General features: G+C 72.2%; 14 protein-coding genes and 2 pseudogenes. 4 read left to right on the forward strand and 12 right to left on the reverse strand.

Going from position 1 to position 16648, the window contains the following annotated elements:
• The first annotated feature begins 429 nt into the window (after positions 1-429).
• A complete protein-coding gene (locus tag T328_RS19005) occupies positions 430-1194 on the forward strand; it encodes a serine/threonine-protein kinase (RefSeq protein WP_496497271.1) in 765 nt (254 codons plus the stop codon).
• Between the two features lie 24 nt (positions 1195-1218).
• Here T328_RS19005 and T328_RS19010 read toward each other — a convergent pair whose 3' ends face one another.
• From T328_RS19010 to T328_RS19065, 12 genes and pseudogenes are all read right to left on the reverse strand, one after another.
• Entirely contained in the window at positions 1219-2313 is a 1095-nt protein-coding gene (locus T328_RS19010; protein ID WP_496497293.1) for an NADH-quinone oxidoreductase subunit D, read from the reverse strand.
• A gap of 141 nt (positions 2314-2454) precedes the next feature.
• A complete protein-coding gene (locus T328_RS19015; protein ID WP_496497272.1) occupies positions 2455-2943 on the reverse strand; it encodes a DUF3180 domain-containing protein in 489 nt (162 codons plus the stop codon).
• Positions 2944-3003: 60 nt separating this feature from the next.
• Positions 3004-3597, reverse strand: a complete 594-nt coding sequence (gene folK / locus T328_RS19020; RefSeq protein WP_496497273.1) for a 2-amino-4-hydroxy-6-hydroxymethyldihydropteridine diphosphokinase — start codon at positions 3595-3597, stop codon at positions 3004-3006.
• A gap of 3 nt (positions 3598-3600) precedes the next feature.
• Positions 3601-3969 (reverse strand): dihydroneopterin aldolase, encoded by a 369-nt coding sequence (gene folB / locus T328_RS19025; RefSeq protein WP_496497274.1) that lies wholly within the window; start codon positions 3967-3969, stop codon positions 3601-3603.
• A gap of 673 nt (positions 3970-4642) precedes the next feature.
• Positions 4643-5506: a dihydropteroate synthase gene (folP, locus tag T328_RS19030; protein WP_496497275.1), complete on the reverse strand. Its 864-nt coding sequence runs from the start codon at positions 5504-5506 to the stop codon at positions 4643-4645.
• 278 nt (positions 5507-5784) lie between these two features.
• Positions 5785-6894 (reverse strand): formylglycine-generating enzyme family protein, encoded by a 1110-nt coding sequence (locus T328_RS19035; protein WP_496497276.1) that lies wholly within the window; start codon positions 6892-6894, stop codon positions 5785-5787.
• Entirely contained in the window at positions 6894-7580 is a 687-nt protein-coding gene (folE, locus tag T328_RS19040) for a GTP cyclohydrolase I FolE (protein ID WP_496497277.1), read from the reverse strand. The genes T328_RS19035 and folE overlap by 1 nt, the downstream gene beginning before the upstream one ends.
• Positions 7581-7662: 82 nt before the next feature.
• On the reverse strand, positions 7663-9735 hold the full coding sequence (gene ftsH, locus T328_RS19045) for an ATP-dependent zinc metalloprotease FtsH (RefSeq protein WP_496497294.1): 2073 nt from the start codon (positions 9733-9735) through the stop codon (positions 7663-7665).
• 302 nt (positions 9736-10037) lie between these two features.
• A complete protein-coding gene (gene hpt / locus T328_RS19050; RefSeq protein ID WP_496497278.1) occupies positions 10038-10577 on the reverse strand; it encodes a hypoxanthine phosphoribosyltransferase in 540 nt (179 codons plus the stop codon).
• 190 nt (positions 10578-10767) lie between these two features.
• Positions 10768-11685: pseudogene (gene tilS / locus T328_RS19055) on the reverse strand (tRNA lysidine(34) synthetase TilS); the annotation flags it as partial.
• Between the two features lie 71 nt (positions 11686-11756).
• Positions 11757-11931: pseudogene (locus T328_RS19060) on the reverse strand (tRNA lysidine(34) synthetase TilS); the annotation flags it as partial.
• A gap of 196 nt (positions 11932-12127) precedes the next feature.
• Entirely contained in the window at positions 12128-13282 is a 1155-nt protein-coding gene (locus T328_RS19065) for a zinc-dependent metalloprotease (RefSeq protein ID WP_496497279.1), read from the reverse strand.
• Positions 13283-13596: 314 nt separating this feature from the next.
• Here T328_RS19065 and pstS point away from each other — a divergent pair, with 314 nt between their 5' ends.
• From pstS to T328_RS19080, 3 genes are all read left to right on the forward strand, one after another.
• The gene (gene pstS, locus T328_RS19070; protein WP_496497295.1) at positions 13597-14730 is read left to right on the forward strand and encodes a phosphate ABC transporter substrate-binding protein PstS; all 1134 of its coding nucleotides are present in this window, start codon (positions 13597-13599) and stop codon (positions 14728-14730) included.
• Between the two features lie 140 nt (positions 14731-14870).
• Positions 14871-15878 carry a phosphate ABC transporter permease subunit PstC gene (gene pstC / locus T328_RS19075; RefSeq protein WP_496497280.1) on the forward strand — a complete coding sequence of 336 codons (1008 nt, stop codon included), beginning with the start codon at positions 14871-14873 and terminating at the stop codon, positions 15876-15878.
• Positions 15875-16648: PstA family ABC transporter permease (locus T328_RS19080; protein WP_496497281.1), on the forward strand; the 774-nt coding region annotated here is incomplete at its 3' end. The genes pstC and T328_RS19080, both read left to right, overlap by 4 nt.

Raw genomic sequence — 16648 nt, forward strand, 5'->3', positions numbered from 1 at the left:
AATGGAATTCCATTGAGCACTGGCTCCGAACCAGTCGACTCCCCTCCGGCTAAACCGATTCCCCTCATTCGGACCCCGCCCCGTCCGCGGCTCCCGGACCGGTCCCGGCCGCCGGGGCGAGGACCCGCCTCCGGGGTCACCGGGGCGGGATGCCGGGTGGGTGGGACGTAACTGGCGGGAAACGATCGGTTCGGGGCTGCTCCATTTGGGACATCTGCGCGGTAAGTTGCGGCCATGTCTCGTGGACGCCACCGCTTCTCCTCGCCGATGCGCGGGCTCCTGCCGCCCGTGTCGTTCGCCGTGGTCGCGCTGGGTTGCGCGGCTGGGGCTTGGCTGGCTTCCGGTGACGGGTCGGCCGTGCGCTGGCTCGCCGTGGGGGCTGCCGGGGCTGCTGTGGGGGCTTCGGCGCTGTTGCGGATGCGGGATCGTATGACCGCGTTGCAGGTCACCGAGGCCACCGGGGCGCAGGCGCGGGCCGAGCGGCGGTACGAGGAGCAGGTGGCCGAGCTGAAGGGCGACCTCGAAGAGGCCCGTCGCGTTCGCGGGGAGCTGGAGAAACGGCTCGGGGCGCGGCACGTCGACCTCGCCCGGCTGCGTACGGATCACGCCGCGCTGCTCGCGCGCTACGCCACCGCCGAGTCCGAGCGCGCCGCCGCGCTCGAAGGGCGGCGGCAGTTGGCCATCGAGGCCGCGACGCCCGCCAAGCAGCTGCCGCCCGCCGGTTCTCAGCCGCAGACGCGGCCGCCCTCCCCCGTTGCGTACCTCCGCGCCTCCCGCGCCCTCGACGACCTCGCCGGGAACGCCGCCCGCCAGGGCCACGGGCAGAGCCACGCACAGGCGCCCTCCGGCGACGCCGCTGGCTTCAGCTACTTCGCGCGGACGGCCAAGCGGCCGGCTCCCCCCGGGCAGCGCCGTGACGACGGCCCCGGGCGCGAGGTTCAGCGGCGGACTCCACCGGCTGCCGGCCGTCCGGCCGGCAGCGGCCATCGCCGTACGCCCGAAGAGCCCGGTGACGACGGTACCGACCTGGCCGACGTCGTCGGGCCCGAGGTTCTCGCCGAGGCTGAGGCGGAGGATGGGGAGGGCGCGGGCGCCGGGGCTGACGTCACCGCCTCCGCCGGCGACGCCGACGACCCCGACGACGACCCCGAGGGGCCCGTCGGCCGCGTCATCGACCTGGAGCAGGCCAGCTGAACGGGGATTCGCCCCCGTTCCTCCTCACTTGTCGATGTCCCCGACGACGAAGAACATCGACCCCAGAATCGCCACCATGTCCGCCACCAGCGTCCCCGGCAGCAGCTCGGTGAGCGCCTGTATGTTGTTGTACGACGCGGAGCGCAGCTTCAGCCGGTACGGCGTCTTCTCGCCCTTCGACACCAGGTAGTAGCCGTTCAGCCCCAGCGGGTTCTCCGTCCAGGCGTACGTCTCCCCTTCCGGCGCCTTCAGCACCTTCGGCAGCCGCTGGTTCACCGGGCCCGGCGGCAGCTCCGCCAGCCGGTCCAGGCAGGCGTCGGCCAGGCCGAGGGAGTTGTGCGTCTGCGCCAGCAGCACCTCGAAGCGCGCAAGGCAGTCGCCCTCCTCGCGGGTCACGACGCGAAGCGTGCCGCCCAGTTCCCCGTACGCCAGATACGGCTCGTCGCGCCGCAGGTCGAAGTCCACCCCGGAGGCGCGCCCTATGGGCCCGCTCACGCCGTACGCGTGCACGATCTGCGGCGGCAGTACGCCCACGCCGCGCGTACGGCCGCGGAAGATCTCGTTGCCCAGCACCAGCCGGTCGAAGACGTCCATCCGCGCCCGCGCCGTGCGTACGGCCGCGCGTGCCCGGTCCGTCCAGCCGGCGGGCAGTTCCTCCTTCAGGCCGCCGACGCGGTTGAACATGTAGTGCATCCGGCCGCCGGAGACCTCCTCCATGACGGCCTGTAGGTCCTCGCGCTCGCGGAAGGCGTAGAAGATCGGGGTGATGCCGCCGAGTTCGAGGGGGTACGAGCCGAGGAACATCAGGTGATTGAGCACCCGGTTCAGCTCCGCGAGCAGCGTACGCAGCCACACCGCCCGCTCCGGCACCTCCATGCCGAGCATGCGCTCGACGGCCAGAACTACGCCCAACTCATTGGAGAAGGCCGACAGCCAGTCGTGGCGGTTGGCGAGGACGATGATCTGGCGGTAGTCGCGGGCCTCGAAGAGCTTCTCGGCGCCGCGGTGCATGTAGCCGATGACCGGCTCGGCGCTGACGATGCGCTCGCCGTCGAGGACCAGGCGCAGGCGCAGCACGCCGTGGGTGGAGGGGTGCTGCGGGCCGATGTTGAGCACCATGTCGGTCTGCTCGGCCGCGCCTCCGATGCCGACCGTCAGCGGGGCGGCGTGTGCGGTGCGTGCGGTGCCCGCTACGGGGGCGGCGTCTCCGGTGGGCGCGGCAGTCATGGCGCCGAGCCTAGCGGCCGTACGAACCGTGCCCTAGGGCCGCGGCGAGGACCCGTCCCCGTCGTCCTCGTCCTCCGGCAGCTTGCACACCCGCTCCAGGAAGAGGGCCGCCGCGACCACCAGCGCCGCCGCGACCACCGCCAGCGCCGCGTACACCACCTGCGCCCGGCGCGTGCCGTAGTCCAGCCCGTCCAGCACCAGGAACAGCCCCAGCCCCGCGTACAGCCCGGCCACCAGCGCCGACACCAGCGCGCTCGCCTGCCCCAGCACCACCGCCCGCGCGGCCATCAGCGGGTCGACGCCCTTGGCCTGCGGATCGCGCTCGCGCTGCGCGCCGAGCCGGGAGCGGATGGAGAGGGCCGTCGCCGTCAGGATCGTGGCGATCAGCGCCAGCACCACCGGGGCGGCGACGGGGACGCTCGGCAGCGTACCCACCGAGTTCCACAGCCGGGATCCCGCCCAGGCCAACACCCCCGCCACCACGAAGATGCCGGCCAAAACCCCGATGCGCAGTTGCCTCACCGAACGCGCTCCTCCCAGAACTCCCAGAGATCGTAGCCCCGAAGGACCGGCGGAGCGCGCTCAGTCGGGCAGCCGCAGTTCGAGATCCGCGCGCTCGTGGACGCCCTGCCGGCCGACCTGCGCCAGCAGCTCGGCCACCGGGCCGTGCCCGGGCAGTTCGGCGGCGGGCTCCACGTCGTGCCACGGGACGAGCACGAAGGCGCGCTCGTGCGCGCGGGGGTGCGGGAGCGTCAGGGCGGGGTCGTCGGAGACGGCGCCCTGGTACGCCACGATGTCGACGTCCAGCGTGCGCGGGCCCCACTGCTCGTCCCGTACGCGCGCGAACGCCTCCTCGACCGCGTGCGCGCGCTCCATGAGGGAGGCGGGCGGGAGGGTGGTCCGTACGAGGAGGACGGCGTTGAAGAACGTCGGCTGGCTGCCCGCCTCGACGCCCCAGGGGGCGGTCTCGTACACCGGCGAGACGGCTTTGACGCGGAGGCCGGGGGTGTCTTCGAGCGCGTCGACGGCTCCCTGGAGGGTCTCCAGGCGGTTGCCGAGGTTACTGCCGATGGAGAGCACGGCGCGTTTGGGGTTCTGCAGGGTCGAGTCGGCCGCGTCGACCTGCTCGACCACGGAACGCGGCACTGGCTGCACGGTCGGGTCGCTGCGATTCAATGATCAACCTCTGCTTCGGGTGATGGTGATGGTCACGTCGTCGAACGGCACGGTGATCGGCGCGTCCGGCTTGTGCACCGTCACCTCCACCTGCTGCACGGGCGGGTGTTTCAGGCACTGCGCGGCGATCCGCTCGGCGAGCGTCTCGATCAGGTCCACCGGCTCGCCCTCGACGATGGCGACGGCCTCCTCGGCGACGACGCCGTAGTGGACGGTCTGCGCCAGGTCGTCGTCGGCGGCGGCTCCGCGGGTGTCGAGGTGGAGGACGAGGTCGACGACGAACGGCTGGCCTTCGGCGCGCTCGTGCGCGAAGACGCCGTGGTGACCGCGGGCCCTGAGGCCGCGCAGCGCAACTCGGTCGGCTACGGTCATGGCTCGCCTCGCCTCCTGCGGTGTGCGTTCTCGCTTCGTGCCTTCTCGCTTCGTGCCTTCTCGCTTCGTGCCTTCTCGCTTCGTGCGTTCCGCTTCGCGCGTCGTGTCCTGCGTCGTGGTGTCTGCGTCGTGTGTCTGTGTCCTGCCTCGTACGTCGAGTGCCGGCGGCTGATCACTGCTCGTTTGGGGCCGATGCGTGGTGCCCGGCGGGACTCGGGGGCTCGCGAATGCTGAAGCCGTGCCGCCGCGACGTCCGGCCCTGCCCCCGGGGCCCTCGATCGAATGTACCTGCGGCTGGTGACAAGCCGTGCGACCGGGGCTGCCGCGGTCGTCCGCGGCCCGCGGCACGCGCCGCCCCGGCTCTGGCCGCACCTACCCGGAGGGTCGACGGGGCAGCCGTACGGGGAGTGACGTCGACTCGAACGGGCTATGAACGCGATCCGGGTCTTATGAGACGTCCCCCGGGCGTCCCCCAGCCGTCCCCAGCCGTCCCTAGGCGTTCCCAGGCATTCCCAGGCGTCCACCAGGTTCCCAGGCGTCCCAAGACGTCCCCACGTGCTCCCCGCACACCCGCCCCAGGGTAGGCCGCTCCTCCGACAACGGCCGAGGGGTGCGGGTTCGCGTGCGTGGCCCGTACGCCGGTTCTACGCCCGCCTCGCGCGCTCCCGTGCCGCTACGCCCCGCGCCCCTCCAGCGCCGACGCCACCCGTACCGCGTCCGCCGTCGGCCGCACCTCGTGGACCCGTACCGCCCACGCGCCCTCCCGTGCCGCAATCGCCGACACCGCCGCCGTCGCGGCGTCCCGCTCGCGCGCTGGCGGCGGCGCGCCGTCGGGGCCGGCCAGCACCCGCCCGAGGAACCGCTTCCGCGACGCCGCCACCAGCAGCGGCCGGCCCAGCTCCGCCCGCAGCCAGGCGAGGCTGTTCAGCAGTACGAGGTCGTGCGGCGCCTCCTTGGCGAAGCCGAGGCCCGGGTCGGCGATGATCCGCTCGAAGCCGATTCCGCCGGCCACGGCCCGGTCCAGGCTGCGGCGGAGTTCGTCGACGACCTCGGTGACGGTGTCCTCGTAGACCGCGCGGTTGTTCATGTCGATGGACTGCCCGCGCCAGTGCATGACGACGAACGGCACTCCGGCCGCCGCGACCGCCGGCACCATCGCGGGGTCGGCGAGGCCGCCGCTGACGTCGTTGACGAGCCGGGCGCCGGCGGCGACCGCCCGTTCGGCGACGGTGGCGCGCATGGTGTCGACGGAGACCAGCACGCCTTCGGCCGCGAGGCCCCGTACGACGGGCAGCACGCGGCGCAGTTCCTCGTCCTCGTCCACGCGGGGCGCGCCGGGGCGGGTGGACTCGCCGCCGACGTCGACGATGTCGGCGCCGGTGGCGACGAGGTCGATGCCGTGCTTGATGGCTGCCGCGGAGTCGAACCACAGGCCGCCGTCGGAGAAGGAGTCGGGGGTGACGTTGACGACGCCCATGACGGCGCAGCGGCCGAAGTCCGGCAGCCCCGCCACCTGCCCCCTGCGCGCATCCGTCATAGCACCAGCGTAGGCGCCTCCGGTACGCCCCGGCCCGGCAGGGGCGGCGGGAGGTGGGGCACAGGGGACGCGCAGGGCGGACTGCGGCGGGGCGGACACGGCCGTGGGTCGATGTCAGAGGGCGGGCCTACCCTGGGGCGGGTGTGCGGGGATCGGGGGATCGCGGGGACCCGGGTGTGCGGGGGTGTGCGGGGACCGGGGGGTCAGGGAGACCAGGGATAACGGGGATAACGGGGATAACGGGGATAACGGGGATAACGGGGATACGGAATACCGGCTCAGGCCGCGCGTACTACTCGGAAACCCGTATTGCCGCTCGAACTGTCCGGGGTGTTCCCCATCCTCGCCGACGTCCGGTACCGCAAGCAGTACGACTCGTGGCACATGTGCGACCCCCCCTTCAGCACCCGCGACTGTCCCAGCCGCGGCCCCCGCGGGTTGTCACACGGCGCCTTGCGGTGATGCCGCGCGTGGAACCAGTCGGCGCACCACTCCCACACGTTGCCCGTCGCGTTGTGCAGCCCGTAGGCGTTCGCCTCGAAGGCGTCGACCGGGCAGGTGCCGCGGTAGCCGTCGGCCGCCGTGTTGCGGTCGGGGAAGCTGCCGCGCCAGATGTTCATCCGATACGCGCCCTCCGGATCCCGCTCCGCACCCCACGGGTACGGCTCGCCGTCCAGCCCGCCGCGCGCCGCGTACTCCCACTCCGCCTCCGTCGGCAGCCGCGCGCCCGCCCAGGCGCAGAAGGCGAGCGCGTCGGCGTACGAGACGTGCACCACCGGGTGGTCCCAGCGGCCGCGCAGGCCGGAGCCGGGGCCTTCGGGGTGGCGCCAGTCGGCCTGGTGGACCTGCCGCCACCAGGGCGTCTGCGGCGGCGAGGCGGTGGGCGGGAAGTTCTTGGGCAGGAAGCCCGCGAAGACGAAGGACCAGCCGAAGCGCTCGGCGTCCGTGACGTGGGACGTGGCGTCGGCGAAGGCCGCGAACTCCTCGTTCGTCACCGTCGTCGCCGCGACCGCGAAGCCGTCGACCGTCACCTCACGTGCCGGGCCCTCGCCGTCCGCCGGGTAGGGGCCGTCGTCGTAGCCCATCCGGAACGCACCGCCGGGCAGCTCCCGCCACCCGCCGCGCGGCTCGTACGCCCCCGAAGCGGCCCCGGCGGCCACCCCCGGAACGCCCCCCGCAGCGGCCTCCGAGGCACCCGAGGCCGCCGTACGCCCTCGCACCACCGGCGCGGCGAGCCCCTCCGGACCGCCGCCCCCGCGCCCCGGCGCACAGCACGCCTTCAGCTCCCCCGATCCGGCGCCCGCCACGTCCACGTCCACGTCCGCGCCCACGTCAGCGCCCCCGCCCGCACCAGCATCCACGCCCGCGTCCTCCGCCCCGGCTCCCATCAGCGCGCCCTGATCAGGCTCATCGCCTCGGCCCGGGTCGCCGGGTCCCGCAGCTGCCCCCGCACCGCCGACGTCAGCGTCTTCGCCCCCGGCTTCCGCACCCCGCGCATCGTCATGCACAGGTGCTCGCACTCGATGACCACGATCACGCCCCGCGGCTCCAGTATCCCCATGAGCGAGTCCGCGATCTGCGTGGTCAACCGTTCCTGCACCTGCGGCCGGCGCGCGTACACGTCCACCAGCCGCGCCAGCTTCGACAGCCCCGTGATCTTCCCGTCGTGCGACGGGATGTACCCCACGTGTGCGGAGCCCACGAACGGCACCAGGTGGTGCTCACACGTGCTCAGCACCTCGATGTCCTTGACCAGCACCATCTCGTCGTGGCCCAGGTCGAACGTCGTCGTCAGCACGTCCTCCGGACGCTGCCGCAGCCCCGCGAATATCTCCTTGTACGAGCGCGCCACCCGCCCCGGCGTGTCCAGCAGACCCTCGCGGTCCGGGTCCTCGCCGACGGCGATGAGCAGTTCCCGCACGGCGTTCTCGGCGCGCTTCTCGTCGAAGTCGCCGTACTCGTGCCCGTGCTCGTACCCCTGCCCCTGCCCGTGCCCTGGCACGCCCTCGCCGACGCCGTACCCGTGCTCGCCGTACTCCGGGCCGTCTCCGGGCCGGACAGCCGCATCCCTCATCGTCGTGCCTCTCGTACCTGCGCGTATGGCCGCGCCCCCAAGGCTAGAACCTCGGGGGCGCCGCACACATTCCAGCAGTCCGCTACGGCTGACCGCCCTCGCTCGGCGACGGCTGGTGCTGCGGGCCCTCGCCCGGCAGCGTGCCGTCCTGCAGGCCCGGCAGCCCGCCGCCCACCGGCGGGGTGTCGGCCTTGTCGAGCATCTTCGGGGCGGCGGTGGCGGCACCGTTCGTCTCCCGCGGGGAGGCGACCGGCGGCCGGGTGGAGGGGGTACGCCGCGAGGAGCCGGTCCACGCCGGCCGCAGCGGGCGCTTGACCAGCGGGCGGAAGATCTCGGCGATCTCCTCCTTGCCGAGGGTCTCCTTCTCCAGCAGCTCCAGCACCAGGTTGTCGAGCACGTCGCGGTTCTCGACGAGCATCTCCCACGCCTCGTTGTGCGCGGCCTCGATCAGCTTCTTGACCTCCTCGTCCACCAGCGCGGCGACCTCCTCGGAGTAGTCGCGCTGGTGGGACAGCTCCCGGCCCAGGAAGGGCTCGGACTGGTCGGAGCCGAACTTGATAGCGCCGAGCCGCTCGGTCATGCCGTACTGCGTGACCATCTTGCGGGCGAGGCTGGTGGCCTTCTCGATGTCGTTGGCGGCGCCGGTCGTCGGGTCGTGGAAGACCAGCTCCTCGGCCGCCCGGCCGCCCATCATGTACGCGAGCTGGTCGAGCATCTCGTTGCGCGTGGTGGAGTACTTGTCCTCGTCGGGCAGCACCATCGTGTAGCCGAGCGCGCGACCGCGGGAGAGGATCGTCACCTTGTGCACCGGGTCGCCGCTGGGAGAGGCCGCCGCGACCAGGGCGTGCCCGCCCTCGTGGTACGCGGTGATCTTCTTCTCCTTCTCCGACATGATCCGGGAGCGCTTCTGCGGGCCGGCGACCACGCGGTCGATGGCCTCGTCCAGCATCGAGTTGTCGATGAGCTTCTTGTCGCTGCGTGCGGTGAGCAGCGCGGCCTCGTTGAGTACGTTGCTGAGGTCGGCGCCGGTGAAGCCGGGGGTGCGCCGGGCGACGGCGGACAGGTCCACGTCCGGGGCGATGGGCTTGCCCTTCTGGTGGACCTTGAGGATCTCCAGCCGGCCCTGCATGTCCGGGCTCTCCACGCCGATCTGCCGGTCGAAGCGGCCGGGGCGCAGCAGGGCGGGGTCGAGGATGTCGGGCCGGTTGGTGGCCGCGATGAGAATGACGCCGCCCTTGACATCGAAGCCGTCCATCTCGACGAGCAGCTGGTTCAGCGTCTGCTCGCGCTCGTCGTGGCCGCCGCCCATGCCGGCGCCGCGGTGCCGGCCGACGGCGTCGATCTCGTCGACGAACACGATCGCCGGCGCGTTCGCCTTGGCCTGCTCGAACAGGTCGCGGACGCGGGAGGCGCCGACGCCGACGAACATCTCGACGAAGTCGGAGCCGGAGATGGAGTAGAACGGCACCCCGGCCTCGCCGGCGACGGCACGGGCCAGCAGCGTCTTGCCGGTGCCGGGCGGGCCGTAGAGCAGCACGCCCTTGGGGATCTTGGCGCCGACGGCCTGGAACTTCGCGGGCTCCTGCAGGAAGTCCTTGATCTCGTGGAGCTCCTCGACGGCCTCGTCGGCCCCGGCCACATCGGTGAAGGTCGTCTTCGGGGTGTCCTTCGTGATGAGCTTGGCCTTGGACTTCCCGAAGTTCATCACTCGGGAGCCGCCGCCCTGCATCTGGTTCATCAGGAAGAGGAAGACGAGCACGATCAGGACGAACGGCAGCAGGGAGAGCAGGATGCTGAGGAACGGGTTGTCCTTGGTCTCCTTGACCGAGTAGCCGTCGGGGATCTCGCCCTTGCCGAACCTGTTCTGCAGCTTGTCGGCGAGATCGGCACCCTGGGTGTCGATGTAGTTCGCCTGGACCTTGTCGCTGCCGTCGATCTTGTTGTCGCCCTTGAGCTGGACCTTGATGGTCTCGCTGTTGCCGGTGGTCAGCTCGGCGGAGCTGACCTTCTTGTCGTTGATCGCGGCGACGACCTTGGCGGTGTCCACGGACTTGTAGCCCTCGGAGGAGCCGACCAGCTGCATCAACAGGACCACGGCGAGGACGGCCAGCACGATCCACATGACCGGCCCACGGAAGTAGCGCTTCACGTCCATCCACACGGGGCGGCGTACGCCCCGTCCCTCCTGCCCAGTGAGGCACGGCTGGCTCCTGACCGAGCCCGTGGCCGTGCATGTGCCTGTTATGGGTCCAAACTGAAACGACTGACGTTCGGACGGTACCCCAGAATTGTCACCCGTCCCCGGCGGGGACGGCTAACAAACCGGCTTTCCCAAGCTTCAACGGCGGGAAACCCCCCGGTGTTCCCCGGGCGGTAACCCGCCGGCCCGAGTCCGGCCACCCGAGGGGCGGCGGCGGGCGGTCCCCCCAGCCCGCGCGGAAGCCGCCGCGGACTGCGTCAGCCACCGTACACGTGCGGTGCGAGGGTGCCGACGAAGGGCAGGTTCCGGTACTTCTCCGCGTAGTCCAGGCCGTAGCCGACGACGAACTCGTTGGGAATGTCGAAGCCGACCCAGTCCACGTCGATGGGCACTTTTGCCGCCTCCGGCTTGCGCAGCAGCGTGAAGATCCGGAGCGAGGCGGGCTGCCGCGAACCGAGGTTGGACAGCAGCCAGGAGAGCGTGAGGCCGGAGTCGATGATGTCCTCGACGATCAGGACGTGCCGGTCCTGGATGTCGGTGTCGAGGTCCTTGAGGATCCGTACGACGCCGGAGGACTGGGTGCCCGCGCCGTACGAGGAGACGGCCATCCAGTCCATGGTCACCGGTGTGGACAGCGTGCGGGCGAGGTCCGCCATGACCATCACGGCGCCCTTGAGCACCCCGACGATCAGGAGGTCCTTGTCCGCGTACTCCGCGTCGATCTTCGCGGCCATCTCGGCGAGCTTGGCGTCGATCTCTTCCTTGGTGATGAGCACGTTCTCGAGGTCCGCGCCCATGTCCTTCGCATCCACCCGGGGTCACTCTCGTTCGTTCGACGACCACTGCCGAGCGAACAGTCTGCCATCCGTTCTCCGGCCGGTCAGGAGCGCGTCGGCGACGTCCTCCGCACGTCCGGACCCCTGACCGACGCCGGTACGGCCCCGGCGGCCCGCCGGTGCACCCGCGGAATCCGCGTCGTACGGGCCCTCAGCCCTCACGCCGGACCACCAGCCGGCCCTGTTCGCGGCGGGCGGACACCCGCCCGGGGAGGTTGATCGCGCCCTGGCCGCGCCAGCCGGTGATGAGCTTGTCCATCTCCTCGACGTGCCGGCTGAAGAGCGAACCGGCGGGGGAGCCGGCGTCGAGGGCGGCGCGGCGCAGGATGCGGCGGCGGACGGCGGGCGGCAGCGCGTACAGCCCGCGGACGTCGAGGCGGCCGTCGGCGTCGCGCACGCCGCGCTCGGCGTCGGCTGCCCAGGCGTCGAGGGCGTCGGCGTCGTCGCGGGAGAGCCGGGCGGTACGGGCCAGGGACGCGACGACGCCGCGGCCGAGGGCCTTCTCCAGCACGGGCAGCGCCTCGTGGCGGACGCGGGAGCGGGTGTACGCGGGGTCGACGTTGTGCGGGTCGTCCCAGACGGGCAGCGACTGGACCATGCACGCCTTGCGGGCGACCTGACGGTCGATCTGGAGGAACGGGCGGCGGTACCGGCCGCCGGGCCCGGAGGTGGCGGCCATGCCGGACAGAGAGCGCACACCGGAGCCGCGGGCGAGCGCCAGCAGCACGGTCTCGGCCTGGTCGTCGCGGGTGTGGCCAAGGAGTACGGCGGCGGCGCCGAGCCGCTGCGCGGCCTCGTCCAGCGCCGTGTAGCGGGCGTCGCGGGCGGCGGCCTCGGGGCCGCCGCCGCGGCCGACGTCGACGCGCACCGACTCGACGGGGTCCAGGCCGAGGGCGCGCAGCCGGCCGACGACTTCCTGCGCGCGCAGGTCGGAGCCGTCCTGGAGGCCGTGGTCGATGGTGATGCCGCCGGCGCGGGCGCCCTGGCGGGGGGCTTCGAAGGAGAGGGCAGAGGCCAGCGCCATGGAGTCGGCGCCGCCGGAGCAGGCGACGAGGACGAGCGGGGCGGTGTCCACGGCAGCGGTATCCGGATCGGAGGCGGCCGGAGCGGAGGCGGCCGGAGCGGGAACGGCCGAGTCGGAGGCGGCCGGGGCGGGAACGGCGGCCGGAGAGGCGGCGGAGGGGGCGGCCGGAGAGGCGGCCGGGGGGACTACGGCGGTGGGGGGGACCTGCGCCGTCGCGTACTCGGTCAGCACGTCGTGCAGGACGCGGCGTACTGCCAGACGTATCGCGGCGACCGCTGGATGGGGACCCATGGCTTTCACTTCACTTTCGCTGGCGGCGGAAAGAGCTCGCTCGGGCTCACCTCAACCACTGTCACTGTACGTGTGTCGATGGTGACAGAGGAGAGCGGTGAACCGAGCATTGCACGCGGGCAACGCCGGGTTCGCTCCCTCGGACGGGTGAAAGTCGCCCCACATACCGCGCCACGGGAACCGCCGGGCGCGGACGTCAGCTCTCGGCGCGGCTGTGCACCCGCGCGATCCAGTCCGCCGGTTTGGCGATCTCCGACTTGGTCGGCAGCGTGTTGGGCGAGGTCCACACCCGGTTGAAGCCGTCCATGCCGACCTCGTCGACGACGTGCCGTACGAAGCGCTCCCCGTCGCGGTACTGCCGGAGCTTCGCGTCCAGGCCCAGCAGCTTGCGCAGCGCCTGGTCCAGCCGGCCCGCGCCGGCCTGGCGGCGCTTGGTGAACTTCTCCCGGATCTCTGCCACCGACGGCACGACCTGCGGGCCGACGCCGTCCATCACGTAGTCGGCGTGCCCCTCCAGCAGGGACATCACCGCGGTTAGCCGGCCCAGGATCTCCCGCTGCGCGGGGGTCTGGACGACCTCGACGATGCTGCGCTCCTCGCCGCCCTCCTCCCGGCTGCCGCTGAGGCTCTGCAGCGCCTCGCGTACGCGGTCCAGCAGGGTGGCCGGGTCGATCTCGGTCTCGCCGAGGAACGACTGGATCTCGCCCTGGAGGTGGTCGCGCAGCCACGGCACGGCGGTGAACTGCGTGCGGTGGGTCTCCTCGTGGATGCAGACCCACAGCCGGAAGTCGTGCGGGGCGACCTCCAGCTCGCGCTCGACGTGGACGATGTTCGGCGCGATCAGCAGCAGCCGGCCCTGGCCCGCGCCGCCGCGGTCGGAGCCGGCGTGGGCGGTGGGGCCGCCGGGCAGGTCGCGGGTGGCGGGGGCGAAGGTCTCGTACTGGCCGAGGACGCGGGAGGACAGGAACGACAGCAGCATCCCCAGCTCGACGCCCGTGACCTTGCCGCCGACGGCGCCGAGGACGGCCCCGCCGGGGATGCCGGAGCGGCGCTTGTCCATTTTCTCCAGCAGCGGCGCGAGGACGGCGCGGAAGCCCGCGACGTTCGCCCTGATCCAGCCGGGCCGGTCGACCACGAGGATCGGGGTGTCGTGCCGTGGGTCGGCGCCCTCAGGATACATCCGGGAGAACTCGCGTACGTGCTCCTCCGCCGACCGGGCGTGCGTCCGCAGCTCGCCGACGATGGCACGCGCCTCGTCCCGGCTCACCTCGGGCCCCGGCCGCACGAGCCGCGTCGCGGTCGCAACCGCGAGATTCCAGTCGACCATCTCCGCACCACCGATGCTCGTCATCTCTTCACCGTACGTGCCCACGCGGCCGAGCGGGAGCGCGCGGCCCCCGGAACCGGCTACGGGAGGGCCCGTAGGGGGCCTGCCCGCCCGTCGCGGAGCGCGGCGGGCGGGCGGCCCGCGGGGCGGTCGCCCGGACGAGAGAGGAGATTCACTTCCCGTTCACTTCAGTCGGCGAATCGATTCACCTGTTTTGCCTAAATTCGGCGACGAAAGGTGAATCAGCACAGGCGAGACGGATGCGAACGCGCATACCTGAGGAAGAGGTCTCCCTCCAGCACCGCAAGAACCGCAAGAACCGCAAAGGACCCCCCACCGTGAAGCTCCCCCGCACCACCCGGCTCCGCGCCGCCGCCGCCGGCTCGCTCGCCCTCACCGGCGCCCTCGTCCTCGGCGCCTGCGGGTCCGACGACAACACCGGCGACTCCACCGACACCGGCGGCGGCGCCCAGGCCGCCCCCGGCGACGTGCGGTGCGACGGCTCCGGCGAGCTGCTGGCGTCGGGCTCGTCCGCGCAGAAGAACGCCGTCGACCAGTGGGTCAGCGACTTCCAGACCTCCTGCCCGGACGTCACCGTCAACTACAAGGCCACCGGCTCCGGCGCCGGGATCCAGGAGTTCCTGCAGGGCAAGACCGGCTTCGCCGGTTCAGACTCGGTACTGAAGCCCGAGGAGGTCCAGGCGTCGAAGAAGGTCTGCAAGGACGGCGAGGCCATCAACATCCCGATGCTCGGCGGCCCCATCGCCGTCGGATACCACGTCGAGGGGGTGGACGACCTGGTCCTCGACGCCGACACCCTCGGCCAGATCTTCGCCGGTGAGATCACGACCTGGAACGACCCGGCCATCGCCGACCTCAACCCGGACGCCGACCTGCCGGACACCCCGATCCAGCCGGTGCACCGCTCCGACGAGTCCGGCACCACCGACAACTTCACCCAGTACCTCGCCGCCGCCGCGCCCGACGGCTGGCCGCACGAGCCCGGCAAGAAGTGGCCCGTACAGGGCGGCCAGTCCGCGGACGGCTCCTCCGGGGTCTCCTCGCAGGTGAACCAGACCGACGGGGCCATCTCGTACTTCGAGCTGTCCTACGCCACCGCAAACGACATCGACACCGCCAAGCTGGACACCGGCGCCGCCGAGCCCGTCGAGGCCACCAGCGAGAACGCCTCCAAGGCCATCGCCGCCGCCAAGGTCACCGGCAAGGGCGGCGACCTGGCGATGAAGCTCGACTACACCACCGACGCGAACGACGCGTACCCCCTGACCCTGCTCACCTACGAGATCGCCTGCGACACGGGCAACAGCAAGGACAACCTCGACAAGGTCAGGTCCTTCCTGGGCTACACCGCCAGCGAGGCCGGCCAGTCGAAGCTGAGCCAGCTCGGCTACGCCCCGCTGCCCGCCGAGGTCGTGGAGAAGGTCCGTACGACCGTGGAGTCCCTCTCCTGACCCCCGGCCCGAGCCCCCGCCGCCTCCGCGCCCACCGGCGCGGGGGCCGGGACGGCCCGGGCCCGCCATCCGGTGCACCGCCGCCGGGACGACAGGCGCACACCCCCGCGCCGCCGCCCCACCCAGACCGGAGACCCAACGTGAGTACCGACACCGACATACGCACCCAGCCCCCGCCGCTGCCCACCGCGCCGCCCCCGGCGCGCCGCCGCCGGCGCAAGGCCGCCAACCGCCTCGGCGACCGCGTCTTCGCCGGTCTGGCGAAGGGGTCCGGGATCACCCTGCTGGTGATCATGGCCGCGATCGCGGCCTTCCTCGCGTACCGCGCGTCCCTTGCCCTCGCGAAGAACGAGGGCGACTTCCTCACCACCTTCGAGTGGGACGCCAACGCCGACCCGCCGGTCTTCGGCATCGCGGTCCTGGCCTTCGGCACGGTCGTCTCGTCGGTCATCGCGATGGTCATCGCGGTGCCGATCGCCGTGGGCATCGCCCTGTTCATCACTCACTACGCGCCACGCAGACTGGCCGGCCCCCTCGCGTACGTCATCGACCTGCTGGCCGCCGTCCCGTCCATCGTCTACGGCCTGTGGGGCGCCCTGTTCCTCGTCCCGCACCTGGTCGGACCGTACGAGTGGCTGGACGACGTGCTCGGCTGGACCGTCGTCTTCTCGTACGACGGCGGCGCCCCGCGGTCGCTGATGACCGCCGGCGTGCTGCTGGCGATCATGATTCTGCCGATCATCACCAACGTCAGCCGCGAGGTCTTCCGGCAGGTGCCGCAGACGCAGCAGGAGGCGGCGCTGGCGCTGGGCGCCACGCGCTGGGAGGCCATCCGGATGTCGGTGCTGCCCTTCGGGCGCTCGGGCGTGATCTCGGCGTCGATGCTGGGCCTGGGGCGGGCGCTGGGCGAGACGATGGCGGTGGCAACGGTGCTGTCGCCGTCCGCGATCCTCTCGGCGAAGGTCCTGGAGCCCGGGGGCGGGACGTTCGCGCAGAACATCGCCTCGGCGTTCAAGGAGGCCGGCGAGTTCGGGCGGGACGCGCTGATCGCCTCCGGCCTGGTCCTGTTCTTCATCACGCTGCTGGTCAACGGCGCGGCCCGGCTGATCATCGCGCGCCGCAAGGAGTACTCGGGGGCGAACGCGTGAGCGCGCAGGGTACGACGACGACGACCGCCGCCGACCGCGCCGACGCCCTCGGCATCCAGCAGCCGCGCCTGCCCCGCTGGGCGCCCGCCGGCGTCGCCGTCGCCGCGGCGGCGGTGGCGGTGGCCGTCGGGCTGGGCGCGGGGCTGGCCAGCCGGGTGCAGTGGGGGCTGATCGCCGCGGTGCTCTTCGTGGCCGGGCTGTACGCGGTCTCGGCGCGCGCGGAGGGCGCCCGCAGGGCGCGCGACCGACTGGCGACATCGCTCGTGTGGGGCGCCTTCCTGCTGGCCGTCGTCCCGCTGGCGTCGCTGGTGTGGGAGACCGTACGACAGGGCGTCAAGGTCCTCGACGGCTCCTTCCTCACGCACTCCATGTACGGCGTCGTCGCCATCGCCCCCGGCGGGGGCATCTACCACGCCCTGCTCGGCACCATCGAGCAGGTGCTGATCGCCACGCTGCTCGCCACCCCGATCGGGCTGCTGACGGGCGTGTACCTCGTCGAGTACGGGCGCGGGCGGCTGGCGAAGGCGGTGACGTTCTTCGTCGACGTCATGACCGGCATCCCGTCGATCGTCGCCGGCCTGTTCGTCCTCAGCGTCTGGATCATGGGGCTGGGCTTCGGCTACTCCGGCTTCGCGGGCGCGCTGGCGCTGGCGATCCTGATGATGCCCGTGGTCGTACGCTCCACCGAGGAGATGCTCAAGCTCGTACCCAACGAGCTGCGCGAGGCGTCGTACGCCCTGGGCGTACCGAAGTGGAAGACGATCCTCAAG

It is taken from the genome of Streptomyces sp. CNX435, from assembly GCF_059570575.1.